The sequence below is a fragment of the Actinosynnema sp. ALI-1.44 genome, from assembly GCF_001984155.1.
Taxonomy (GTDB): Bacteria; Actinomycetota; Actinomycetes; order Mycobacteriales; family Pseudonocardiaceae; genus Kibdelosporangium.
This window is the reverse complement of record NZ_MTQO01000048.1, coordinates 363,587-386,764: the sequence shown is the minus strand read 5'-3', so window position 1 is coordinate 386,764 and position 23,178 is coordinate 363,587. Positions and strand designations below refer to the sequence as shown.

Annotated in this window: 20 protein-coding genes; 15 read left to right on the top strand and 5 right to left on the bottom strand. The window is 68.5% G+C overall.

Features of this window, described 5'->3' with window-relative positions:
• Positions 1–95: 95 nt before the first annotated feature.
• The 3 genes from ALI144C_RS29350 (at position 96) to ALI144C_RS29340 (ending at position 2,469) form a co-directional block, all read left to right on the top strand.
• Positions 96–1,097 carry a LysR family transcriptional regulator gene (locus ALI144C_RS29350; protein ID WP_076990399.1) on the top strand — a complete coding sequence of 334 codons (1,002 nt, stop codon included), beginning with the start codon at positions 96–98 and terminating at the stop codon, positions 1,095–1,097.
• A 72-nt stretch (positions 1,098–1,169) separates the two neighbouring features.
• Positions 1,170–2,015 carry a hypothetical protein gene (locus tag ALI144C_RS29345; RefSeq protein WP_076990534.1) on the top strand — a complete coding sequence of 282 codons (846 nt, stop codon included), beginning with the start codon at positions 1,170–1,172 and terminating at the stop codon, positions 2,013–2,015.
• Positions 2,016–2,079: 64 nt separating this feature from the next.
• Positions 2,080–2,469: an uL11 family ribosomal protein gene (locus ALI144C_RS29340; RefSeq protein WP_076990398.1), complete on the top strand. Its 390-nt coding sequence runs from the start codon at positions 2,080–2,082 to the stop codon at positions 2,467–2,469.
• 269 nt (positions 2,470–2,738) lie between these two features.
• On the opposite strand, the gene ALI144C_RS29335 is transcribed toward ALI144C_RS29340, so the two are convergent.
• Positions 2,739–3,158, bottom strand: coding sequence for a DUF4442 domain-containing protein (locus ALI144C_RS29335; protein WP_269086709.1), 420 nt, complete (start codon positions 3,156–3,158; stop codon positions 2,739–2,741).
• Between the two features lie 78 nt (positions 3,159–3,236).
• On the opposite strand from ALI144C_RS29335, the gene glyA reads away from it, so the two are divergent.
• A complete protein-coding gene (gene glyA / locus ALI144C_RS29330; protein ID WP_076990396.1) occupies positions 3,237–4,499 on the top strand; it encodes a serine hydroxymethyltransferase in 1,263 nt (420 codons plus the stop codon).
• A 42-nt stretch (positions 4,500–4,541) separates the two neighbouring features.
• On the opposite strand, the gene ALI144C_RS29325 is transcribed toward glyA, so the two are convergent.
• Positions 4,542–5,960, bottom strand: a complete 1,419-nt coding sequence (locus tag ALI144C_RS29325; RefSeq protein WP_076990395.1) for a M81 family metallopeptidase — start codon at positions 5,958–5,960, stop codon at positions 4,542–4,544.
• 4 nt (positions 5,961–5,964) lie between these two features.
• A complete protein-coding gene (locus tag ALI144C_RS29320; protein WP_076990394.1) occupies positions 5,965–7,074 on the bottom strand; it encodes an ROK family transcriptional regulator in 1,110 nt (369 codons plus the stop codon).
• Positions 7,075–7,223: 149 nt separating this feature from the next.
• Here ALI144C_RS29320 and ALI144C_RS29315 point away from each other — a divergent pair, with 149 nt between their 5' ends.
• From ALI144C_RS29315 to ALI144C_RS29300, 4 genes are all read left to right on the top strand, one after another.
• Complete coding sequence (locus tag ALI144C_RS29315) at positions 7,224–8,999, top strand: peptide ABC transporter substrate-binding protein (RefSeq protein ID WP_076990393.1); 1,776 nt, start codon at positions 7,224–7,226, stop codon at positions 8,997–8,999.
• A gap of 462 nt (positions 9,000–9,461) precedes the next feature.
• Positions 9,462–10,415: an ABC transporter permease gene (locus tag ALI144C_RS29310; RefSeq protein ID WP_076990392.1), complete on the top strand. Its 954-nt coding sequence runs from the start codon at positions 9,462–9,464 to the stop codon at positions 10,413–10,415.
• Positions 10,412–11,263: an ABC transporter permease gene (locus ALI144C_RS29305; RefSeq protein ID WP_076990391.1), complete on the top strand. Its 852-nt coding sequence runs from the start codon at positions 10,412–10,414 to the stop codon at positions 11,261–11,263. The genes ALI144C_RS29310 and ALI144C_RS29305 overlap by 4 nt, the downstream gene beginning before the upstream one ends.
• The gene (locus ALI144C_RS29300; protein ID WP_076990390.1) at positions 11,263–12,843 is read left to right on the top strand and encodes an ABC transporter ATP-binding protein; all 1,581 of its coding nucleotides are present in this window, start codon (positions 11,263–11,265) and stop codon (positions 12,841–12,843) included. Before ALI144C_RS29305 ends, ALI144C_RS29300 begins: the two co-directional genes overlap by 1 nt.
• Here ALI144C_RS29300 and ALI144C_RS29295 read toward each other — a convergent pair.
• On the bottom strand, positions 12,830–13,564 hold the full coding sequence (locus tag ALI144C_RS29295) for a copper homeostasis protein CutC (RefSeq protein ID WP_076990389.1): 735 nt from the start codon (positions 13,562–13,564) through the stop codon (positions 12,830–12,832). The two genes, ALI144C_RS29300 and ALI144C_RS29295, sit on opposite strands and share 14 nt — an antisense overlap.
• A 30-nt stretch (positions 13,565–13,594) precedes the next feature.
• Here ALI144C_RS29295 and ALI144C_RS29290 point away from each other — a divergent pair, with 30 nt between their 5' ends.
• From ALI144C_RS29290 to ALI144C_RS29280, 3 genes are all read left to right on the top strand, one after another.
• Positions 13,595–14,449, top strand: a complete 855-nt coding sequence (locus tag ALI144C_RS29290) for an ROK family protein (protein WP_202819081.1) — start codon at positions 13,595–13,597, stop codon at positions 14,447–14,449.
• 148 nt (positions 14,450–14,597) lie between these two features.
• Positions 14,598–15,131 (top strand): MarR family winged helix-turn-helix transcriptional regulator, encoded by a 534-nt coding sequence (locus ALI144C_RS29285; RefSeq protein ID WP_076990387.1) that lies wholly within the window; start codon positions 14,598–14,600, stop codon positions 15,129–15,131.
• On the top strand, positions 15,131–16,750 hold the full coding sequence (locus ALI144C_RS29280) for an MDR family MFS transporter (protein ID WP_076990386.1): 1,620 nt from the start codon (positions 15,131–15,133) through the stop codon (positions 16,748–16,750). The genes ALI144C_RS29285 and ALI144C_RS29280 overlap by 1 nt, the downstream gene beginning before the upstream one ends.
• 75 nt (positions 16,751–16,825) lie before the next feature.
• Here ALI144C_RS29280 and ALI144C_RS29275 read toward each other — a convergent pair whose 3' ends face one another.
• Complete coding sequence (locus ALI144C_RS29275; protein ID WP_076990385.1) at positions 16,826–17,329, bottom strand: inorganic diphosphatase; 504 nt, start codon at positions 17,327–17,329, stop codon at positions 16,826–16,828.
• Between the two features lie 485 nt (positions 17,330–17,814).
• Here ALI144C_RS29275 and dacB point away from each other — a divergent pair, with 485 nt between their 5' ends.
• From dacB to hpt, 4 genes are read left to right on the top strand one after another with little or no spacing between them, the layout of a single operon-like run.
• Positions 17,815–20,577 (top strand): D-alanyl-D-alanine carboxypeptidase/D-alanyl-D-alanine endopeptidase, encoded by a 2,763-nt coding sequence (gene dacB, locus ALI144C_RS29270; RefSeq protein ID WP_143230935.1) that lies wholly within the window; start codon positions 17,815–17,817, stop codon positions 20,575–20,577.
• A gap of 48 nt (positions 20,578–20,625) precedes the next feature.
• On the top strand, positions 20,626–21,687 hold the full coding sequence (locus tag ALI144C_RS29265) for a zinc-dependent metalloprotease (protein WP_076990383.1): 1,062 nt from the start codon (positions 20,626–20,628) through the stop codon (positions 21,685–21,687).
• Positions 21,663–22,598, top strand: coding sequence for a tRNA lysidine(34) synthetase TilS (gene tilS, locus ALI144C_RS29260; protein ID WP_076990382.1), 936 nt, complete (start codon positions 21,663–21,665; stop codon positions 22,596–22,598). Before ALI144C_RS29265 ends, tilS begins: the two co-directional genes overlap by 25 nt.
• A 12-nt stretch (positions 22,599–22,610) precedes the next feature.
• Positions 22,611–23,165 carry a hypoxanthine phosphoribosyltransferase gene (hpt, locus tag ALI144C_RS29255; RefSeq protein WP_076990381.1) on the top strand — a complete coding sequence of 185 codons (555 nt, stop codon included), beginning with the start codon at positions 22,611–22,613 and terminating at the stop codon, positions 23,163–23,165.
• The last annotated feature ends 13 nt before the right edge of the window (positions 23,166–23,178 follow it).

The following is a 23,178-nucleotide window of genomic DNA, read 5'->3' as shown; positions in this document are numbered from 1 at the left end:
GCTGTCGTCGATCCGGCGGCGAATCGGACCGGATAGCGAAAATATGACGCTGGGGGCTAGCTCATGCTCATCCGAAAGGGGTATCAAGAACCCTTATGGCTGAGTTGGAGCTACGCCACCTCCGAGCGGTCTGCGCGATCGCCGAAGAGGGCAGTGTGACGAAGGCCGCAGCGCGGCTCGGACTCACCCAGCCCGCACTGAGCGCCCAGTTGCGCTCGGTTGAGCGGCTGGTCGGTGGGCAGTTGTTCGAGCGAACGCCCGCGGGCAGCGTGCCGACCGATCTCGGTAGGTACGTGATCCGTTCGGCGCACGTGGTCCTCGACGACCTGTCCCAGCTGCTGTCCTCCGCACGCGAACGTGCCAGCGTCCCGTCGCAGGGCCCGTTCGTCGCCGCGGCGATGCCCATGTTGTGGGTCAGCCAGCTGGTGGACGAGTTGCGCGCCCGGTTCCGATGTACCGAGGTGCGCACCGAGATCGACTGGTCGTGGCAGACCCTGCTGGACATGCTCGTGTCCAAACGCGCCAACCTGGCGGTCTTCGACTACTTCGAGGGTGTCGATCGCAGGCACCTCACCGGCATCGAGGTCCGCACGCTGCTGCACGAGCCGCAGTTCGTGGCGGTCTCCGCGGAGAGCCCGTTGGCCGGTTACGAGGTCGTGCCGTTGGGTGAGCTGGAGAAGTACGACTGGGTGGCGTTGCCCCCGGAGTACGACAGCGCCCGCATGCAGCTGCACACCGCCTGCGCCGCGCTCGGGTTCACGCCCCGGATCACGCACCACGTCATCGAGACCGGCAACGCGCGGGCGCTGGTCGCCAACGGCGCTGTGTCGTTGGCCTCGCCCGCGTCCCGCAACTGGGACGGGATCGCGATCCGGCCGCTGGCCGGTGACCCGATCTCGATCCGGGTCATGGTCGCGACCCGCAACGACGGCCTGGTGGCCGGCCGGGCGCACGAGGCGTTCGCGTGTGCCGCGCATGCGTACCGGGCTGTGGTCGACCGGAATCCGCACTTCACGAAGTGGTGGGCGGACCACCCCGAGGCGCATGTCGAGCTGGACGCGGCGCTGCGGCTGGCCCGCCCCAGCTCACCCCAGTGACTCCCGGTAAAACATGAAAATAGCTCATGTGGTGGCTGACGGCTGAGCGTGCGCCCCGGTATGCAGGGGCGCATGCGCAGAGTTGCTGTTGTAGCCGCCATCGCGGCCGTGAGCATGTCTCTGGTCCCTGCCGTAGCGGTCGCCGCCCCGCCCGTGGGGCCGTGGAACCCGGTCGGCTCCGACCGGGCCCGCCCCCTCGACGAGAGCCAGGGCCTCGCCAGCGTCGTCCGTCCCAGCGGGACGACGTTCCGTTACACGGGGATCGGCACCATCCCGTCGGGTGTGTCCGGTCGCGGGTGGAACCACGTCGGCGACCCCGGTGCGGGACAAGGCTTCTACGTGGAGCCGTACCAACGCGACGACCGCGGTGCCAAGCTGTTCCGCGTACAAGCACCGGACAACTCGTGGTCGGAGTACACGCACGCACTGGAATCGTGGGAAGCCAACAACAACTCGTTCTCGGCGGTGTCGCCGGACGGACAGTGGATGGTCGCGGGCGAGTGGGGCACGATGAGCCGCCTGCTCGTGCACCCGATGCCGGGGATCGCGTTCACCACTCCCGGTCGCAACCTGCCGCTCGCCGGGCAGATCCGGCTGTCCAGGCCGGTCAGGGACGTCCAGGGCTGCGACTTCACCTCGCCGACGCAACTGCTGTGCTCATCGGATGATCCCGAAGGGACACTGTTCGGCACCACGAAACCGTTGCTGCAGGTGGATTTGGCGTCCCCGTTGACCGGGGGCGACGTCACCGGCACGGTCACCGCGCTGGGGCAGCTGCCCATGGAAAGCGGTTGTGGCGGCGATTTCGAGGTCGAGGGAATCGACTACGACGAACGCGACGGCACACTCCGGGTGGTCGTGTTGTCGCCGGGCATCTGCCTGTTGTTCGACAGCAAGACGTGGCGGTTCAGGAAATAGCTTTGACCTTCCAGCAACCGGAGACTTTAACGTCGCTCGCCGTCGGGAGAAAGGACGGCGAGCGATGCCACCCAAGAAACAAAGCCACCAGGTGACGATGGCGCTTCCCGCCGGTGAGGCGCCGGTCGCCGAGCTCGGCAAGATGCTGGGCATGACCGGGGTCAACCTGGTCGCGTTGAAAAAGGAATACGACTCGCTGACCGCGGCGCAGCGCGGCGAGATCGTGCCCGCCGTGATCACGATCTTCGACGACCGGTCGTTCCAGTTGACGCTCAAGACACCGCCGACCTCGTTCCTGATCAAGCAGGCGGTGAACGGAAGCAGGACGTTGACCCGCGAGCAGTTGCGGGCGATCGCGCAGCGCAAGCTGCCGGATCTGAACACCGTCGACATCGACGCGGCGATGCGCACGGTCGAAGGGACCGCGCGCTCGATGGGCGTGCGGGTCAGCTAGTGGTTCGTGACCACTGGCCCGGCCAGCGCTCGATCGAACCGAGGGTGCCGTCGCCAAATCCGGTTGTCCACAACCGGTCGGTAACCCTATGACCAGGGGCTATCGCCGGTAGACTGGAGCGGGGACGCCCCCCGGGTTGGGTGGGGGACTGTGTTGGGGCTTGGCGGCGGCAGCGGTTTGTTGCTGGCTTGTCGTTTCAGGAAACGGGCTGCCAGGTTCGGCGGCCCGTTTCCCGTGCGGAGCCAAGGATTTGAGCTTGTGCGGTGGGGTCAGCGGTTCGGGCGCAGCGTCCAGAGCACGACCACCTCGGCGGTCGTCTCGCCGTCGGCGTTGCGGATGGTCACGTTCACCGGGAACTCGGGCCGGGTGCCGCTGTCCAGTTCGGCGACGACCTCGTCGGCCGGGCGGCCGAGGACGGCCTCCGCGGTCAGGTCGCCGGTCGCGACCTTCCGGTAGTTGATCTCCGAGCGCTTCACGAGCGGGATCGCCTTGGCCATCTGCTCGCTGAACGACGCGAGCGCCACCGCGCCGGACGCGGTCTCGGCCAGGCCGAACGCGACGGCCGCGTGCGCGCCGCCCACGTGGTTGTGGTTCGCCGGGTTGTCAGGGAGTGCCGTGACCACGCGGGTCGCGGTGATCTCCTTGAACTCGATCCCGGCGGTGTTCACCCAGGGCACGGTAGATTTCATCGCTTCGCCGATCATGCTCAAGTCCATAGCGCCGATATTACCCGTCGGTAACTTAGCCGCAAGATAGGATGCGTCACCGTGCATCAGCCCGCGATAACCGAACTCGCCGCCGCGGACCCCGAGATCGCGGGTCTGGTCGAGCAGGAAGCCAAGCGCCAGTACGAGAAGATCCGGCTCATCGCGTCGGAGAACTACGTGTCCACCGCGGTCCTCGAAGCGACCGGCACGGTGCTGACCAACAAGTACTCGGAAGGGTACGCAGGAAAGCGGTACTACGAGGGTCAGCAGGTCGTCGACCCGATCGAGAACCTCGCCATCGAACGCGCCAAGTCCGTGTTCGGCGTCGAGCACGCCAACGTCCAGCCGTACTCCGGCTCCCCGGCCAACCTGGCCGTCTACCTGGCGTTCCTGCAGCCGGGCGAGACCGTGATGGGAATGGCGCTGCCCGCGGGCGGCCACCTCACGCACGGCTGGAACGTCTCCGCGACCGGCAAGTGGTTCCGCAGCGTCGCGTACGGCGTGCGCAAGGACACCGGCACCGTCGACTTCGACGAGGTCCGTGACCTGGCGTTGGCCGAGCGGCCCAAGCTGATCTGGTGCGGTGGCACCGCGATCCCGCGTACCATCGACTACGCGGCGTTCGCCCAGATCGCGAACGAGATCGACGCGATCCTGGTCGCCGACATCGCGCACATCGCTGGCCTGATCGCCGGCGGCGCCCACCCGTCCCCAGTCGGGCACGCCCCGATCATCTCGACCACGACCCACAAGACCCTGCGTGGCCCGCGCGGCGCCATGCTGATGTCCACGGCCGAGCACGCGAAGGCGCTCGACAAGGCCGTGTTCCCGGGTCTGCAGGGCGGCCCCCACAACCACACCACCGCGGCCATCGCCGTCGCTCTTGGCGAGGCGGGCAAGCCCGAGTTCTCCGCGTACGCGCACGGCATCGTGGCCAACGCCAAGGCGCTGGCCGAGGCGCTGACCGAGCGCGGCTTCGACCTGGTGTCGGGTGGCACGGACAACCACCTGATCCTGATCGACCTGACCAACAAGGGCATCGCGGGCAAACCCGCGGCCAAGGCGCTGGACCGCGCGGGCATCGAGCTGAACTACAACTCGGTCCCGTTCGACCCGCGCAAGCCGTTCGACCCGTCCGGCCTGCGCCTCGGCACCGCCGCGATCACCACCCGCGGCCTCGGCACCGAGCACATGGCCAAGATCGCCGAGTGGATCGACCAGACCGTGCAGGCCGAGAACGCCGGTGACGAGGCCGCCGTCGAGCGCATCGCGGGAGAGATCCGCGAACTGCTCGCCGCCTACCCGATGCCAGGCTGGGCGTAACACCTCGCGAGTGTTCAGCCGGGTTCTGACCCGGCTGGACACTCACGAGATGAGCTGGGCTGTCAGGTCCGGGGTGTCCATGTCCGGGTCGAACGGGTAGAGCGGCCGGACGACCTGCTTGTGCCCCAGGCGGATCAGGTCCTGGTCGACGCCACCTGGGGTCAGCGCCAGCAGCCAGCCCTTGGCCAGGTCGTAGAGCTCCGGCTCCAGGTACCCGATCTTGACGACGGTCAGGTCCGCCTGCGCCGGGTCCAGATCGAGGTCGGTGAAGTCCTTGACCAGGTGGTACGGCTTGCGCCGCTCGGTGATGATCACGTGCAGCCCGCCGGACCGCACCACCACGATCGTCCCGCCGACCGGATCCTCGTGCACCTTGGCGACCGTGCCGGTCAGTGCCACCGGACCGGCCGGTCCGCCGTCGATCTTGCCGCCGATCCGCAACGAGACCTCGCCGCCCGCCTTGGCGATCGCGACCGACTCGGGATCCACAATGGACGCGTAGATGATGGTGCGCGACCGGTATGCGGTCAGCACCCGCAGTGTCCACGAGACGTCCCCGGCGCCACCCGCTGTGGGGTTGTCACCCGAGTCGCTGATGAAGAACGGCCTGATCCCACTGGCCAGGCCCTCGCGGACGCAGTGGTCGAGCGACCCGGTCGGCGCGACGAAAGCGAAGTCGTGCCTGGCTTTCCAGTAGTCGTTCGCCAGTTTGGTCGCCTGTGCCTCGACGAGCTCCGCGTTGTCACCCGTCACCACGACCGCCGCCTGGCAGCGGGGTTCGTCCGCCCACGCGTAGCCGACCCAGATGGCGGCGTCCAGGATCCCGTCCATGGCCTCGATCGCCTCGATCTGGCCGTAGAGGCTCTTCGCCGGTTCGATCCGGGTGCTGGTCTTCTCGCCGGGCAGCAGGACGGGGATCTGCACCCACGCCAGGTGCGGCTTGCCGCCGTCGCGAAGCCGGGCAACGAGGTTGCGAGCGGCCCTTTCCCTTGTCTCCCAGGTGTCTTCGTGCGGCGCCATCCGGTAGCACGTGACCAGGTCGAGCTGCTCGACGAAGTCACGCGACACGTTGCCGTGCAGATCCATCGACGCCGAGATCAGCACGTCCGGACCAACCGCCTTGCGCACGTCCCTGGCGAGGTCGGCTTCCGCGTCGAGCATCCCGACCACGCTCATCGCGCCGTGGATGTCCAGCAACACCCCGTCCAACGGCCCGGCCTCGCCGATCCGGTCGAGGATCTCGGCTTTGAGCCCGTCGTAGACGTCCTTGACGACCGCGCCGCCGGGCAGGGAAACCGCGTGCAGCAACGGAACCCACTCCACGTCCAGCGACTCGTCCCCGGTCCAGGCGTAGCGCGCGAGCAGGTCCGCGCCCCTGGTCACCCGGAAGTCGGCCAATCCCGTCCGGTGCGGTGAGAACGTACTGCTCTCGATGGCGATGCCGGCGATCCCGATACGCACTGGCCTAGTTCCTTTCCTTGCGGTGAACCTGATGCAACGCGAGCACGCCCGCGCCGAGCGGGCCCGCGTCCCTGCCCGCCTCGGCGACCGCGACCGTCAGGTTCTGCGTCGCCATCGGCAGGCATCGTTCGTAGAGAGCGCCGCGGACAGCGGCGACATAGGGCTCAACCGACGACAACCTTCCGGCCAGCAGCACGGCGTGCGGGTTGAAGAAGTTGACCACTGTGGACAGAACTTCGCCGAGGTGCCCGCCTGCCCTGCGGACGGCAGCGGTCGCGTGCGGCTCGGCGTCGTTGGCCAGGTCGACCAGGTGCCCGGTGTCCCGTGCGCCGACGCTCTTGGCCAGCGCGGCGCCGCTGGCGATGGTTTCGAGGCACCCGGTGTTCCCGCAGGCGCACAGCTTCTCGCCCGCCGCCTGGACGCGGACGTGGCTCACGTCACCGGAAACCCCGTTGGCGCCGCGGTGGACGACGCCGGAGAAGATCACGCCGCAGCCGACGCCGGTCCCTGCCTTGACCACGACCAGGTGCTCGGGGCCGAGGTTGCGGGTGTGCAACTCGCCGATCGCGACCACGTTCGCGTCGTTGTCCACCGCGACCGGGACGTCCAGCCGTTCGCCGAGCCAGTCCCTGACCTCGAAGCCGTGCCAGCCCGGCATTCTCGCGGGCCGTTCGACGCGGCCGTCCTCGAAGTTGACCGGACCGGGCAGTCCGATGCCGACGCCGAGCAGCCGTTGTCCCGGCAGGATTCCGCCGAGTGTGTCGAGCAGGGTGGTCAGGCACGTCTCCGGACCGGCCGCGATGTCCAGTTCGACTTCGGTGATGTGCTGCTGTTCGCCGGACAGGTCGTACGCGCCGATCCGGACGTGGTTGGCCCCGAAGTCCGCGCCGACGACGTACCCGCCGTCGCCTGCCGGTCGCAGGACTCGTGGCCTGCGACCGCCGCGCGACGGGCCGTCGCCGGTCTCGGTCAGCAGGCCCGCGTCGATCAGCTCCTGCACGCGCAGCGACACAGTGGACCGGGCGAGGCCGAGGATGCGGGCGAGGTCGGTGCGGGAGGAGGCCTCGCCGGACGAGACCAGTCGCAGGATCTCGGACGTCGGCGGGTTCGGCACGGGCGCCTCCCTTTGATCTTTGTTCGATATCGAACCAAGTTACGTCGAAAACACTACCTCAATCAGCGACTTACGACGAGAGGGCTTGTGTTTTGTTCGCATCAGGGATTAGCGTCCGGCCATTCACCGACTTTGACCCGGGAGGCGCGATGTCCCGCCGTTTCCTGACCGCCGCACTCGCTGTGGCACTGCTTGCGGCCGGCTGTAGCAGCTCGCCGGAGTCGAAGCAGTCCACAGCGCAGAGCGGAACGGTCACCTTCGCCCTGCCGCCGAACGCGACGCCGAACTGGATCATGCCGCTGGGCATCCCAGGCCACCTCGCGTCGTACAACTCGGCCATCTACCAGCTGTTGTTCGTCCCGTTGGTCACCTACAACGGCACATCGGGCACGGTCGCGATGGACGAGAAGGCAGGCGCGGCGAAGCAACCGCAGTACAGCCCGGACGGCAAGAGCGTCACGATCACCCTGAAGGACGAGCTGACCTGGGGCGACGGCTCGAAGCTGACCACGAGAGACGTCGAGTTCTGGTTCAACCTGGTCAAGTTCAACAAGACCAAGTGGGGCGGCTACGCCAAGGGGCGGCTGCCGGACAACATCGTCGAGTTCAAGACGATCGACGAGAAGACGTTCCAGTTCGTCCTCGACAAGCCCTACAACCCGGACTGGTTCACCGCCGTCCAGCTGGCCAACGTCCGCCCGATGCCGCAGAAGCTGTGGGACAAGACGTCGCCTGACGGCCCGATCGGCGACCACGACCGCACGGAGGCAGGCGCCCAGCAGGTCTTCGACTTCCTGGTGGCGCAGGCGAAGGACCTGCCGACCTACCAGACCAATCCACTGTGGAAGGCGGGCAACGGCCCGTACTCGGTGCAGGAGTACACCACCGGCGGCCAGGTCACGCTGGTGAAGAACCCGAAGTACACCGGCGACGACAAGCCGTCGGTGGAGAAGGTCACCTTCAAGCCGTTCACCAGCGCGGACGCGGAGTTCAACGTTCTGCAGACCGGCGGCGTGGACTACGGCTACCTGGCGTCGGCCAACCTGAACCAGCGGTCCTCACTGGAGTCGAAGGGGTACCAGGTCCAGCCGTGGAAGGGCTGGGCGATCTCGTACATCCCGTACAACTTCAACAACCCGCAGGCCGGGCCGATCTTCAAGCAGCTGTACGTGCGCCAGGCGATCCAGCACGCGGTCGACCAGGAGTCGATCGTCAAGAACATCTGGCGTGACATGGCTGTCGCGGGCTACGGCCCGGTCCCGCAGGACCCGTCGTCGCCGTTCCTGTCCGACACGCAGAAGAACAACCCGTACCCGTTCGACATCCCCAAGGCCAAGTCGCTGCTCGAGTCGCACGGCTGGACCACGGGTTCCGACGGGATCGCCGCGTGCAGCGACCCCGCGAAGTGCGGCCCCGGCATCCCGGCGGGCGCGCAGCTGAAGTTCACGCTGCTGGCCGAAAGCGGGTCGAAGGAAACCGACAACATGATGGCGGAGCTGAAGTCCTCGCTGTCGAAGATCGGTGTCTTCCTCGACCTGAAGCAGGCCCCGCTGAACACCGTGCTGGGCAACAGCAAGGCGTGCCAGCCGTCAGCCGCCGAGTGCTCGTGGCAGATGTCCTTCTTCGGCACGCAGGGAAGCTGGTACTTCAACGCGTACCCGAGCGGTGAGCGGATCTTCGGCACCGGTGCGACGTCGAACCTCGGCAGCTACAGCGACCCGAAGGCAGACGAACTGATCAATGCGTCGACGTCGACCGCCGACCACGACTCGATCAAGGCGTACGGCGACCACCTGACGAAGGACCTGCCCGTGATCTGGCTGCCGAACCCGGTGTACCAGATCTCGGCGGTGAAGAAGAGCGTGAACATCGGCAACCAGGACCCGCTGGCAGCCATGCAGCCCCAGCGCTGGACCGTGAAATGACAGCAGTTCCCACCAGCAGCCGCGCGCAGGCCAGTCGCGCGCAAGCGCAGAGTGGTGCTTCGGGGGTGCTCCTGCTCGGTGGTCTGCCCGCCGGCGAGGCTTCTTTCCCCCGAAGCATCGCGCCTGGGCCTGTTGCCGGCCCGCTGGAGACCCGACCAGGTGAAAAGAGAGTCCTCGCCGGACGGCAGACCACCGAAAGGGAACGAGGCGGTACAGGTTCCAGCCTCGGGCTCGGCTTTGTCGTCGGTGTGAGTGAGCGCGGTCGGTCCCCTTCCGTATGGCCTGCCGGAGGCAACCACACGCGTCAAGGGGATTCGTCGGGTTCCCAGCCTGGTCGGCTTGCGAAGGCGGACCCCTTGACACGTGCGGTTGGGCTTCGCCCAGGCCATACGGAAGGGAACCAACCACGAAGGCGACCTCTGTGCATACTGCTGCACGGGCCGGACAGCGTGGGGATGCGGCGTGGCTAGGTTCCTCTTCTGGCGGGTTGTCCAGGCGGTCGTGGTGATCTTCGTGGTCACCGTTGTCGTCTTCTTCCTGCTGCACCAGATTCCCGGTGGTCCGGCCAGGGGCATCCTCGGCATCCAGGCGACCGAGGACCAGATCCAGGCGTTCGAGCACGAGCAGGGATTCGACCAGCCCGTGCCGATCCAGTACCTGCACTACCTCGGTCGCCTGCTGCAGGGCGATCTCGGCGAGTCGTTCCAGCTCAACCAGAGCGTCGCCGACCTGATCGGGCAGCGGCTGCCGAAGACCCTCGTCCTCACTGTGCTGAGCACTCTCGTGGCGTTGCTTGTCGCGATCCCGCTTGGGGTGTGGCAGGCCGTCAGGCGCAACCGGCCGACCGACTACCTGCTGAGCGCGCTCACGCTGCTGATCTACTCGACGCCCGTCTTCCTTGTCGGGTTCGTGTTCATCATCGTGTTCGCCATCAATGCCGCGTGGTTCCCTGTCGAGGCGCCGCAGGCTGACACGCTCGGGGGGATCTTCGCGGATTCCCAGGCGCTTGTTCTTCCTGTGCTCACCGGGGCCGGGGTCGTGCTCGCGGTGTTCAGCCGGTATCTCCGGTCGTCCGTTGTGGACAACCTCGACGAGGACTACGTGCGCACCGCGCGGGCCAAGGGTGCTTCGGAGACCAGGATCGTCACCAGGCACGTGCTGAAGAACTCGCTCACGTCGCTGGTCGCGATGCTCGGCTACTACCTGCCGGTGCTGTTCAGCGGCGCGCTCGTCACCGAGAAGCTGTTCAACTACCCCGGGATGGGCTTGTTGTTCTGGAACGCCGCGCAGACGAGCGACTTCCCGATCCTGCTCGGTGTCGTGCTCGTCATCTCCCTCGCCACGGTCACCGGCAGCCTGCTGGCTGACGTCGCGCAGGCGCTGATCGACCCGAGGACCAGGCGGGTGAAGGCATGAGTGGACCATTGGCCAGGCGGTTGAGGGTTTTCCGGCGCAACAAGCTCGCGGTCGTCGGTATCACCATCCTCGGACTGCTGATCCTGTTCTGCTTCGTCGGCCCGCTCGTCTACCACACCGAGCAGACGCTCACGTCGCTCGCGAACAGCAAGCTCGGGCCCGGCGTCGACGGGCACCCGCTCGGCACCGACGACCTCGGCTACGACCTGCTCGGCAGGCTCATGCTCGGCGGGCAGACCTCGCTGATCATCGGGTTGGCCGCCGGTCTGCTCGCCACGCTGATCGGCACGTTGTGGGGCACTGTCGCCGGTTACGCGGGCGGCTGGGTCGACGCGGTGATGATGCGGATCGTCGACGCGGGCATCGCGATCCCCGCGTTGTTCCTCCTTGTCGTCGCCGCCGCGATCGCGACGCCGAGCGTGCCGATGCTCATCCTCGTCATCGGGTTCGTGTCATGGCTTGTTCCGGCCCGGCTCATGCGGGCCGAGTCGATCGCGTTGCGCAGCAGGGCATACGTCGAGTCGATGAAGGTGATGGGCGGCGGCAGCGTTCGTGCCATCGGCAAGCACATCATCCCGAACGCGATCGGCACGGTCATCGTCAACGTGACCTTCCAGATCGCCGACGCTGTTCTGCTCGTCGCGTACGTGAGCTTCCTCGGCCTCGGGATCCCGCCGCCCGCCGCCAACTGGGGCGGCATGCTCAGCGACGGCCTGACCTACGCGCACGACGGCGCGTGGTGGCTCATCCTGCCGCCCGGTCTGCTGATCGTGATGACGGTGTGCGCCTTCAACTTCATCGGTGATGGGCTGCGGGACGCGTTCGACGTGAGATTCGAGGGCCGCTGATGCTCGGCTATGACCACCTTTCCATCACGTTCGGCGACGTCGAGGCGACCAAGGAGGTCAGCTTCGAGGTGAAGCCGGGTGAAGTCGTCGCGGTCGTCGGCGAGTCCGGCTCCGGCAAGAGCGTCACCGCGATGTCCGCGCTCGGCCTGCTGCCGCGCAAGGCGAAGGTCACCGGGCGGATCATGCTCGGCGGGCGCGACGTCCGCGGGTTGTCCGGCAAGGAACTCCGCGAGTTGCGCGGCAACGAGATCGCGATGGTCTTCCAGGAACCGATGACCGCGCTCAACCCCGTGCACACGATCGGCTGGCAGCTCGCCGAGGCGATCACCTTGCACCGAGCCGATCGGAAGGGGGGAGTTCCAGACCCGAAACAGAAAGCCGTCGAGTTGCTGAGGATGGTCGGGCTCGATCGGCCGGAACACCGCCTCAAGCAGTACCCGCACGAGTTGTCCGGCGGGATGCGGCAACGCGTGATGATCGCGATGGCGATCGCCTGCGACCCCAAGGTGATCATCGCGGACGAGCCGACCACCGCGCTCGACGTCACCGTGCAGGCCGAGATCCTCGACCTGCTCAGGGAACTCAGGGACCGGCTCGGCACCGCCATCGTGCTGATCACGCACAGCATGGGCGTTGTCGCCGACCTGGCCGACCGGGTCGTCGTGATGTACCGCGGCGCGGTCGTGGAAACGGGCGGCGTCGACGACGTGCTGCTGCGGCCCTCGCACGACTACACCAAACGCTTGCTCAAAGCGGTGCCGCGGCTGGGCTCCGGTGCGCGGCAGGCCGAAGACGTCGTCGAACCCGTGCTGAGCGTGCGGAACCTGGTGGTGTCCTTCGGCGGCCAGCGGGCCGTCGACGACATCTCGTTCCAGATCGGCAAGGGCGAGGTGGTCGGCCTGGTCGGCGAGTCCGGCTCCGGCAAGACGACCGCGGGCCGGTGCACGGTCGGTCTGCAGAAGCCGACCGACGGCAGCGTCGAGCTGTTCGGGCAGGACATCGCGAAGCTGTCCGCCCGCAAGATGCGACCGCTGACCGCGCGGATCGGGATGATCTTCCAGGACCCCGCGTCCTCATTGGACCCGAGGATGACCATCGCCGAGTGCGTCGCCGAGCCGCTTGTCCTGCACAAGGCCAAGGACCACCGCAAGCGGGTCGACGAACTGCTTGACGCGGTCGAGCTCGGCGCCGCGACGCGTGACCGTTACCCGCACGAGTTGTCCGGCGGGCAACGGCAACGCGTCAGCATCGCCAGGGCACTCGCGCTCAACCCCGATCTGCTGATCGCGGACGAGCCGACGAGCGCACTGGACGTCTCGGTGCAGGCCAGCATCCTCGAGCTGTTCCTCGACCTGCAACGGCGGTTGAAGTTCTCCTGCCTGTTCATCAGCCACGACCTCGCTGTCGTGGACATGCTGGCCAACCGGGTCGTCGTCATGCACCGCGGCAAGATCGTCGAACAGGGCAGCAGAGCGGACGTCTTCGGTGCGCCACGGGAGGACTACACCCGCAGGCTGCTCGCCGCCGCGCCTGTACCGGACCCGGTCGAGCAGCGCGAACGACGGGCTAGCCGCGGATGACCGAACACAACGCCGCCACTCCGTCGGCGTCGGTGTCGAAGTGGTCGAAGCCCTCCGGCACACCGACGCCCGCGTACGACACCGCCCCGCCCGCGGCTCCGCGAACAGCCTGGCGAGCGCCCGCGTGGACGTCGGAAACCCCGGTCGCCGCAACGACTTCCAGGACGTTCACGGCACGGACACCACCGCACGCCATCACCTGGATGACGTCGTCCGCTTGCTCCACGAGCGACTTGATCACCGGCGCGCCGTCCAGCGCCGACCGCTGCTGCCCGGAGGTCAGCACCCGTTTGAACCCCATCCGGATCGCCTGGTCCAGTACCTGGCGTGGCGACGAGCTCACGTCGATCGCGCGGTGCAGCGTGACCGGCCTGCCGTCGGCCGCCTCGATCAACTTCTCGCACACGGGATCCAGCAGCCCGTCGGCGCCGAGCGCGCCGATCACGACGCCGTGCGCCCCGGCGGCGACGAGGGCGCGGACGTCACCGACCATCACCTCGACCTCGTCGGCGTCGTACCGGAAGTCCCCGGGGCGCGGCCGGATCAACGGGTGCACCTCGGTGCTCCCGGCGTGCCGCACGGCCAGCTCGGTCAACGCAAGACTCGGCGTCAACCCGCCGTCGGACAGCGCACCGCACAGCTCCACCCGGTCGGCGCCGTTGCGCGCCGCGATCCGGACACCGTTGATCGACTCGACACTGATCTCCACCCGAACTCCCATGATCGCGAGTATCCATTGAGCTGGCTTGGTGTGGACATCGGAGGCACGAAGATCCAGCTCGTGCTGTGCGACGACGAACTGCGCATAGTGGACAGTCGGCGCGCGGAGTCGCCGAAGGGCAAGATCCTTGCCACGGCGATAGAAATGGCCGCCGAGCTGGCAGTCGGCGCGCGCGGGATCGGGATCGGCGCGGCGGGCGTGATCGACCCGAACGGCGCGGTCGCCGCGACGACCGAGGTCTTCCCCGGCTGGGAGGGGACGAATCTCACTGAGGGCGTCAGCCGGGAACTCGGCCTGCCGGTGGTCGTCGACAACGACGCGAACGCGTTCCTGCACGGCGAGGCCACGGCCGGAGCGGCGCGCGGCTACCGGCACGCGTTCGGCATCACGGTCGGCACGGGCATCGGCGGCGCGCTGATCAGCGACGGCGTCCTGCTGCGTGGCGCGGGCGGCGGGGCGGGGGAGATCGGCCACACGCCGGGCTTCGGAACCGAGCTCTGCACGTGCGGCGCTCGGGGGCACCTCGAGTCCGTGGCGTCCGGCCTGTCCATCAGCCGGCGCTACGGGGCGGGCATCAGAGCCGGTTTGGTCGCCGAGCGGGCGCGGAACGGTGACGAGGACGCGGTGCGTGTCTTCGCCGAGGCCGGGACCGCGCTCGGGCAGGCGATCGCCGTCGTGGCGACCGTCCTGGACAGCCAGATAGCGGTGCTCGGCGGCGGTGTGATCGGTGCGTGGGACCTGCTCGAACCCACGTGCCGGGAGACCGTCCAGGCGACCGTGTTGCCGACCAACGCGGACCTCGTCATCCAACCCGCCGAGCTCGGCGACCACGCCGTCGCCATCGGCGCGGCCGCGCTCGCCCGCGCCGCAGGTCGAGCCTCGTGAGTGGTTGGCCGGGTCAGAACCCTGGTAACCACTCACGAGAGACCTGTGTGAGTTGAGTCGCAGGTAATTCGGTTGCCGGAATAACGCCGCCAAGCGCATGCTTGTATCGAGCAATTAATTGGGTGATGCAAGCAAGTCAGGGGTTGGCATGCTCGGCACAGGAGCGGACACCGAACCGGCCACACAGCTCGGCCAAGCCGAAATCGAGTTGGGGACGCGTCTGGGCAACGCGATGATGGGGCTCGGCAGGCAGTGGGCTTCGGTGGCTTCCCAGCTGAGCAAGGTAGGCATCGACAAGACGTCGATGATGCTGTTGGGGACGCTCGACCAGACCGGTCCGGTCCGGTCGAACGTGCTCGCCGAAGCGGTGTACTCGGATCCGTCCACGATCTCCCGGCAGGTCGCCGGGCTGGTGAAGGACGGGTTGATCGAACGCCGCGCCGATCCGGCGGACGGGCGAGCCAGCCTGCTCGCCGTCACGGAGAAAGCACGGGTCCTGCTGGAGACCCGGCACCGCCAGCGCAGTTGCTCGCTGGCCCGGATGCTGGCGCACTGGCCGACCGACGACCGCGAGCGGTTCGTGGAACTGCTCGAACGGTTCGTGGCCGACCACGAGCGCTACATCCCCACCTTCATCAACGAGCACGCCGAGCTCATGGCGCGCTCCAAAGGAGAGAACTGATGTCCGACCAGGCGACAGCCGCCGCTGGGGAAGCCGCACCGCGGTCCGGCGCGCTGAGCCACCGCCAGATCTTGACGATCCTGTCCGGGCTGATGCTCGGCATGTTCCTGGCGGCGCTCGACCAGACCATCATGGCCTCGGCCATGAAGACCATCGCTGACCAGTTGCACGGTCAGACCATCCAGGCGTGGGCGACCACCGCCTACCTGATCACGGCGACGATCTCGACGCCGCTGTACGGCAAGCTCTCGGACATCTTCGGCCGCAAGCCGATGTACCTGACCGCGATCACGTTCTTCCTGGCCGGCTCGTTGCTCTCGGGCATCGCGACCTCGATGTACGAACTGGCCGCGTTCCGCGCGGTGCAGGGCCTCGGTGCCGGTGGCCTGATGTCGCTCGCGCTGGCGATCATCGCCGACATCACGTCACCGCTCGAGCGCAGCCGCTACACCGGTTACTTCATGGGCATCTGGGGACTGTCCAGTGTGGCCGGTCCGCTGGTCGGCGGCATGTTCGCCGGCTTCGACACGTTCCTCGGCATCACCGGCTGGCGCTGGGTGTTCCTGATCAACGTGCCGATCGCGCTGGTCGCACTCGTCGTGGTCAGCCGCGTGCTGAACGTGCCGCACACCAAGGTGCCGCAGCGCATCGACTTCTGGGGCGCGGGCACGCTCACCATCGGCCTGGTGCCGTTGCTGATCGTGGCCGAGCAGGGCCGCGAATGGGGCTGGGGCTCCGGTGCGTCGATCGCCATGTACGCGACCGGTGTGATCGGCCTCGTGGCGTTCGTGTTCGTCGAGCGGTGGATGGGTGACGCGGCGCTGCTGCCGATGCGGCTGTTCAAGCGGCCGGTGTTCGCGCTGACCAACGTCATCAACTTCATCATGGGCATCGGCATGTTCGGCATGATGATGTCGCTGCCGCTGTACCTGCAGATCGTCAAGGGCGCGACGCCGACCGAGTCCGGGCTGATGACGCTGCCGATGACGTTCGGCATCCTCGTCGCGGCGATGGGCAGCGGCCGGATCACCTCGAAGACCGGGCGCTACCGGGTCTTCCCGATCGTCGGCCTCGGCGCGACGGCGGGCGCGCTGTTCCTGTTCGCCCAGATCGGGACGGACACCGCGCTGTGGCAGACCATGCTGATCATGTTGCTCGCCGGGATCGGCCTCGGCCTGTGCATGCAGAGCCTGCTGCTGGCGATCCAGGCGGACGCGCCCGCGAAGGACATGGGTGTGGCCACCTCGTCGGCGACGTTCTTCCGGTCCATCGGTGGCACGGTCGGTACCGCGGTGTTCCTGTCGATCCTGTTCGGCATCGTGGCCGACCGCATCTCGGCGGCGCGCGCCGCTGCGGGCCTGCCCGCGATGCCCGCGGGTGCCGGTGGCATCGACCTGAACAACACGGAGTTCATCAACGCGCTGCCGCCGCGTGACGCCAGGCCGGTGCTCGACGGATTCGCCAGTTCGTTGGACACTGTGTTCATGGTCGGCGGGATCGTCGTGCTCGTCGCGTTCGCGCTGATCTGGTTCCTCAAGGAGGTGCCGCTGTCGAACAAGTCGGGTCTGCAGCGGGTCGCCGAGAACGACGAGGCGGCACCTGTCGCCGCGATGCACTGACGTTCTGGGGTTTTCCCACCACGGAGAACAGAGGGCCCTGCTCCTTGCGGAGCAGGGCCCTCGCTCGTGGTCCTGTCAGTGCTCGGTGTGCTCGGGGTGCTCGACCTTGAGCCGGTCGTACGAGCGCTTGATCTCGGCCTCGGCCTCGGTCCGGCCGACCCAGGTCGCGCCCTCGACGCTCTTGCCGGGCTCGAGGTCCTTGTAGACCTCGAAGAAGTGCTGGATCTCCAGCCGGTAGAACTCGTTCAAGTGGTGGATGTCGCGCAGGTGCTCCGAACGCGGGTCGTCCGCGGGCACGCAGAGGACCTTGTCGTCGCCGCCCTTCTCGTCGGTCATGCGGAACATGCCGATCGCGCGGCTGCGGATCAGGCAGCCGGGGAACGTCGGTTCCTGCACGAGTACGAGCGCGTCCAACGGGTCGCCGTCCTCGCCGAGCGTGTTGTCGACGAACCCGTAGTCAGCCGGGTACTGGGTGGCGGTGAACAGAGTCCGGTCCAACCGGATCCGCCCCGTCTCGTGGTCCATCTCGTACTTGTTGCGTACGCCCTTGGGGATCTCGATCGTGACGTCGAACTCCACGCCTGTTCCTCGCTCATCATCTTTGGTCGGTGCTCGCTACTAGTCTGGACTACGACTCGCGCTCGGCCGGCATCACGGCGGTCGGTCACCGATGTGATGTTGGACAGGGGAGAACACCAGTGCCAGACCAGGACGACCCGGCATGGCCGACGGCGGACGACGATCGGCCGACGCCCGGTTTTCCGCAGGTAGACCCGGATAAACCCGCGCCGTCGCAGCAGCGGGGGACCCCGCGGGAACTACCGCGCGCGCTGCCCATGCGCATCGAACCGGGACAGCCTCCCCGCCCCGCGCAGCTCAAGAGCGACCCGCCCGCGGGCGCCTCAACGTGGTTCGAATCACCCGACTCGCCCGACGAACCACCCCGCGCCGCCCCGGTCCGCATCGAACCGCGGGACCCCAAGAAGGCGCCGAGGAAGCCGGAACCGGTTACGGCACCCCCGGTGGACAAGCGCCAGCCCGTCACCGGTTCAGGTGAAAAAACGGTGAGTGTGCCGTCCCTGTTCACCCCGCAGCCCGCCGAAGCGACGGCGCGCACCGAGCCGGTGAAGCCGCCGGAAGACGAGGAGCGGGGACAGCCCCAACCTCCTGCGCCCGACACGGACGAACCCGGCAAGTCGGCTACCGAAGGCCTGGACGAGCCGGAGGAGAAGAGCGAGCCCGCCCCTGTCGAGCCCGCCCCTGCCGAGCCCAACCCTGTCGAGCCCGCTCCCGTCGAATCGGCGACCGAGTCGCTGTTCACGGTGGCCGCTCGTGACTCGGCGGAAGCGCCACAGCACCAGGGCGCTGACGACAGCCGGGACAACGGTGACGACCAGCGCCCTTCCAGCTCCGAAGAGAGCGCGGCTGAGGCGACGGTTCGCAGCGGGCCTGTGAAGGCGTCGCAGAGTCAGCGCGCCGATTGGCCCGAGGCCGAAGAGCCGAGTGGACCGCGGTCGCCCGGGGAGAACGCGGCGGAATCGACGGAACGCGGTGAACCTGCCCAGCCGTCGCGGGCTGCCGAATCCGGTCGATCCGATCAGGTTCCGGCTGCGGCGTGGCCCAGTTCCACTGCGCCAAGCGGTGCGGAGCCGCCGGGGGACGGCCGGTTCTCCACCGCGGCCCGCACTGAGCCGGTCCGGCCGCAGGAACAGGGCGGCGGTGGTGAGCCGGAGGGTTCTGCCGACGGCGATGGCTCGGCTGAGGCGACGATGCGCAGCTTGCCGGTGCAGCCGCCGCCATCGCGGCGTGAGGTGAGTGGCGGCTCGGAGAAGGCCGCGAAGGAGCCCGAACCAGACGAAAACTCCCTTTTCGCCCCTACGCGCAACGAGCCGACACGGCCTCCTCAGCTGCCCAGGGGAGGTGCGGCCATGGGCCTCGAGTCGTCGGGTGAGGGTGTGTTCGACCAGTCGACGCGCCGTGAGCCGATGCGGCCCCGGGCTGGTGCGCCGATGGGCTTGGAGACGTCCGGGGAGGGGCCGTTCGCCGCTCCGACCCGGAGCGAGCCGATGCGTCCGCCTCAGCGGCAGGAGCCGGGTGAAGGCGCCTTCGCCAATCCCACGCGCAGTGAACCCATGCGGCCTCCGCAGCGGCCCCGTGCCGGTGCGCCGATGGGCCTGGAGACCTCGGGGGAAGGGCCGTTCGCCGCTCCGACTCGCAGCGAGCCCATGCGTCCGCCAGGTGCCAGACCCGGTGCGCCGCAGCGGCCGAGTGGTGAACCCGTGCGTCCGCCCGTGGACCGGGGGCAGAGCGAGGCGACCGTCCGCACCGAACCCGTGCGGCCACCTGCCGAAGAGACCGAGCCGCCGTTTCCCCTGGGATTCGAGGACGACCCGCCCGAGCCACCGTCCGATGACGACACTCCCAAGGGCAGGAGGCCACGCAAGGGCTTGTTCGTCCTCGCCGCTCTTGTCCTGGTGATCGCGGTCGGGGCCGGGGTCGTCTTCTTCGTTCCCGGCGTCAGGGAGAAGCTCGGGCTCGGTGGGTCCGATGCCGATACCGCTGTGGCTCCGCCACCTGCGCCCGTTGCTTTCACCCCCAGCATCAAGGGCGCGGACGGCGGCGCGCCCACGCCGACCAAGCAAGGCGTGCAGGGTGTGCTGGCCGGTCCGGCGGGCAATGCCGCGTTGGGCACGCTGACGGGTACCGTCATCGACCCGGCAACCGGGGATGTTCTGTGGGACAAGGCGTCCAACACCCCGCTCACGCCCGCTTCCACCACGAAGCTGCTCACCGCGGCCGCCGCGTTGCTCAAGCTGCCGCACGGCCAGCAGTTCAGCACCAAGGTCGTCGCCGGCCCGCAGCCCGGCAGCGTCATCATCGTCGGCGGTGGGGACGGCACGCTGAACTCCTTGCCCGCGGGCAAGAACTCCGTGTTCCCCGGCTCGCCGCGGCTCGACGACCTCGTCGCCCAGGTGAAGGCCAAGGGGCCGGTCAGCCAGGTTTTCGTCGACCGCACCCGCTACACCACCGACAACCTCGCCCCCGGTGTCCTTCCCGGTGACGTCGCCGAGGGGTACATCTCGCCGATCACGCCGCTGATGATGGACGGTGCGCGCCAGGACCCGACCAAGGACAAGAGCCCGCGTAGCACCAACCCGCCGCGCACGGTCGCAGCCGAGTTCGCCAAGCGCATCGGCGCGAGTGTGGCGGCCAGCCCCGAGGTCAAGGCGCCCGCCGACGCCCAGGTGCTGGGTGAGGTCCGGTCCGCGCCGCTGACCGAGCTCGTCGACCAGTTCCTGCAAGCTTCCGACAACGTCCTCGCCGACGTCGTCGCCCGCGAGGTCGCGATCGCCGCCGGGGAGGAGCCGTCGTTCCAGGGTGTCCACAAGGCCACGCTGAAGGTGTTGGCCGAGAACGGTTTCGACGTCACAGGCGCCGAACTGTTCGACGGCAGCGGCATGTCGACGAGCAACAAGACCCCGTCGCTGCTGCTGGCCAAGGTCCTCGCGACCGCCGCGGGCGACGGCAAGGACGAGAAGTCCGCCAAGCTGCGTCCGATGCTCGGCGGTCTGCCGGTCGCCGGTGGCAGCGGCACGCTGGAAGGCCGGTTCGCCGTCGGGCAGGCCGCCGCGGGCGGCCGTGGCTGGGTCCGGGCCAAGACGGGCACGCTGCCGCTCGCCGGGATCAACTCGCTCGCCGGCGTGGTGCTCGACAAGGACGGCAGGCTCCTGGTGTTCGCGCTGATGACCAACGGCAGCGACACGATCCAGGCCCGGCCCGCGCTCGACGCCGTCGCCGCGGCACTGCGCACGTGCGGCTGCAAATAATGAGCGCGCAATCACACAGAGCGTAAAGGCTCAGGTAGCGTCGGGGTTGTGGAAGCGGCGACTGAGTTCAGGCGAGGGACGGGTTCGCCGGTCGACTGGTCACTGGCCATTTCGACCGGGCAGCGCCTGGTCCGGCGCGGACCCGACGTACCGATGGCGGAGGCCGAGGCGGCGGTCAGGGATCTGCGGAACGCCACCGACGTCGCCGAAGGGCACGTCCGTGACCTCACGGGCCTCGGCCACGGCCTGCCGTTGCCGCCCGGCGAAGTGGTCGACCGCCCCGGCTGGATCAGGGCCGCGGCCGAGGGCCTCGAAGTCCTGACGGACGGCGCGTTGCCCCGCGCCTACGCGGGCCCGGTCGGCGCCGTGATGGCGGGCAGTGCCGGTGTCCAGGCGGGAATGGTGCTCGCCTTCCTCGGCGCACGCGTGCTCGGCCAGTACGACCCGTTCAACGACGGTCGCCTGCTCCTCGTCGCGCCCAACATCATCGGCGCGCAGCGCGCGCTCGACGTGCCAGCCGGTGACTTCCGGATGTGGGTCTGCCTGCACGAGTGCACGCACCGGCTGCAGTTCACCGCCGTGCCGTGGCTCAAGGACTACTTCGCGGGCCAGGTCAAGAAGTTCCTGTCCGGAATGGACGACAGCGCGGCCAGCGCGCTCAACCGGTTCCCCGACGTCATCAAGGAGGCCCGGCGCCGCTCGCTCGACCCGGACGCCTCGTCCGACCCGGTGACGTTGATGGAGCTGCTGCAGTCCGCCGAACAGCGCGAGGTGTTCGACCGGCTGATCGCCCTGTCCACACTGCTGGAAGGGCACGCGGATTACGTGATGGACGCGGTCGGCCCGTCGGTCGTGCCGACGGTGGACGTCATCCGCGGCCGGTTCACCGAACGCCGCCGCGGCGGCGGTCTGCTGGACCGGGTGCTGCGCACGCTGCTCGGCGTGGACGCCAAGGTCAAGCAGTACGCCGCGGGTGCCGCGTTCACCAGGCACGTCGTCGGCGAGGCCGGGATGGCCGGGTTCAACGCCGTGTGGACCTCCGCCGACACCCTGCCGCGCCGCTCGGAGATCTCGGACCCGGACGCATGGCTGCGCCGAGTGCGACCCTGACCGTCCGCAAGGCCGTCAAGGATCTGCTGAGCACAACCTCGCACGGACCGGTCGCGGTCGCGGTGTCCGGCGGCGCGGACTCGCTCGCGCTCGCTGCGGCGACGGCGACGTTGACCGAGGTCACCGGCTTGATCGTGGACCACGGCCTGCAGCACGGCTCGGCCGACGTGGCCGACGAGGCCGCGGCCCAGCTCAAGACCGTCGGTGTCGACGCCCGCGTCCTGCGGGTCGAGGTGACCGGCCCTGGCGGCATGGAGGCGGCGGCCCGACGGGCGCGCTACCAGGCGCTCCGCAACGCCCATGATGGTCTGGTCCTGCTCGGCCACACCATGGACGACCAGGCCGAGACGGTCCTGCTGGGCCTCGGCCGGGGCTCCGGGCCGCGGTCCATCGCCGGTATGCGCGCGTTCGACCCGCCGTGGGGCCGTCCGCTGCTGAAGGTCCGCAGAGCCGTCACGGTCGCCGCGTGTGCGGAACTGGGGCTCGAGCCGTGGACCGATCCGCACAACAGCGACCCGTCGTTCACCCGGGTGCGGCTCAGGCACGACGTGATCCCCCTCATGGAGGAGGTGCTCCAGGGCGGCGTCGCGGGAGCGCTCGCCCGGACCGCCGAGCAACTCCGTGAGGACCTCGACGCGCTCGACGCGATGGCGGCGAGAATTCGCCAGGACAGCCAGAACATGCTGGTCACCGGCCTGTCGCCACACCCGTCGGCGCTGCGCCGCCGGGTGCTGCGCGGCTGGCTGAAGGACGCCGGGGTGCCGGAACTCACCGACGGCCACCTCCGCGCCGTCGACGCACTGGTGGGTGAATGGCGTGGTCAGGGTGGGGTCTGGCTGCCCGGTGGCTTTGTGGTGTGCCGCCGCCATGGCAGGCTCTGCGTGCAACCGCCGGCAGGGAAATCAAGTTGAGGGAGAGACGGCGTGTACGACGGCGACATCGCCTCCGTGCTGATCACCGAGCAAGAGATCAACGAGAAGATCGCCGAACTCGCCAAGCAGATAGCCGAGGACTATCCGGCCGGCGGCGCGCGGCAGGATCTGGTGCTCGTCGGTGTGCTCAAGGGCGCGGTGATGTTCATGACAGACCTGGCGCGTGCGCTGCCAGTACCCGTCCAACTCGAGTTCATGGCGGTCAGCTCGTACGGCTCGACCACGTCGAGCTCGGGCGTGGTGCGGATCCTCAAGGACCTCGACCGGGACATCGCCGGTCGTGACGTGCTGATCGTCGAGGACATCATCGACTCGGGCCTGACGCTGTCGTGGCTGCTCAAGAACCTGGCCTCGCGTGGCCCGGCCACGCTGCGCGTCTGCACGCTGCTGCGCAAGCCGGAAGCGGTGCGGGTCGAGGTCCCGGTCGAGTACATCGGCTTCGAGATCCCCAACGAGTTCGTCGTCGGCTACGGCCTCGACTACGCCGAGCGCTACCGCGACCTGCCGTACATCGGCACGCTGGAACCAGCCGTCTACTCATCCTGAGGACTCCCTCAGG